Source organism: Streptomyces sp. WM6386 (assembly GCF_000972385.1).
Taxonomy (GTDB): Bacteria; Actinomycetota; Actinomycetes; order Streptomycetales; family Streptomycetaceae; genus Streptomyces.
The window spans coordinates 1-1,131 of sequence record NZ_JXTE01000207.1; the positions used below are offsets into that span (position 1 = coordinate 1).

The following is a 1,131-nucleotide window of genomic DNA, read 5'->3' on the forward strand; positions in this document are numbered from 1 at the left end:
CCGTCGATCCGGTACATGATCTGCAGGGGTTCACCGCTGACCGTGCGGTTCGCCCTGAGCCGGTCACCCAGCCACCTGCGGAACGCGGGCACCTCCTCGAGATAGCCGAGCCCCAGCAGCGCACCGACCGACATCGAGCCGTCCCGGACCCACGTGTAACGGTAGTCCCAGTTGCGTCCGCCGCCGATCTGCTCCGGCAGCCCCATCGTGGGGGCCGCGACGGGCGCTCCGGTGGGCGCGTAAGTGAGCAGCTTGAGAGTGATGGCCGCTCGGTTCACCATGTCCTGCCAGCGTCCCCGGTACCGGCTGCGGCGGACCCAGGCGTGCCAGAAGTCCCGGGTCTGCTCGAACAGCATCGTCACGTCCGCCCGGCTCAGCGGTGGTTGCGGGGCATCATCCGAGTCCCCGATCGTCAGGACGACGGCAGCGAAGTCGTCCGGCTCCAGGAACACTTCCCCTCGGGCGTCGTCGCCCTCCCCGTTCCATATCACCGGGCCGACCGTCTGCAGCGTGGCCCGGACGGCGGGCCCGTCGAAACGGACGGCGTCCTCGGCGAGGTCGAGCCGGTGGCCGGCACGGCCGTAGTCGAAGCGAGGGCGGCACTGAAGGATGAAGCGGACCCGGCCGCGCGTCGCCCGCAGGATGCGGACCAGCCGATGCCGCCCCGCCGATCGCTCCGGGTTCTCCACCGGCATGAAATCGACCACCTCACCCACGCCGTCCTCCGCGAGGAAGCGGGTCATCAGCACAGCGGTGTCCTGCAGGTACAGCTGGATCGGAGGCCGTGGAGTGTCAGCCCAGATGCCGAAGTGGCCGCCGCGGTCGTGGTCGAGCAGCGAGGCAAACACGCTAGGCGAGTCGAACCTGGGCGCGCACAGCCAGTCGATCGTGCCGGCGGAGGAGACCAGTGCGGCGGTCTGCAAGTCGCCGACCATCCCGTGATCGGCGATCGGAGGATAGCGTCGCATGATCGGTGCTCCTTCCTGCGCCACGTCCCGGTCGCCATGGAGCGCCCGTGTATGCCCACCATGACCACGCCGGACCGTGTCAGCCTCCCCCGCTGCGGGTGAGTCCGCCCGAGGGCTGCCGCCCTCCGGCCACGGCTCGCGCCCGCGGTGCAGCGGCCCTGCG

General features: G+C 70.6%; 1 protein-coding gene. It reads right to left on the reverse strand.

Annotation, left to right across the window (positions count from 1 at the left end; genetic code table 11):
* Positions 1-968 (reverse strand): glycoside hydrolase family 15 protein (locus TN53_RS40765; protein ID WP_046263929.1); only part of this gene is annotated, 968 nt, incomplete at its 3' end.
* Between the last annotated feature and the right edge of the window lie 163 nt (positions 969-1,131).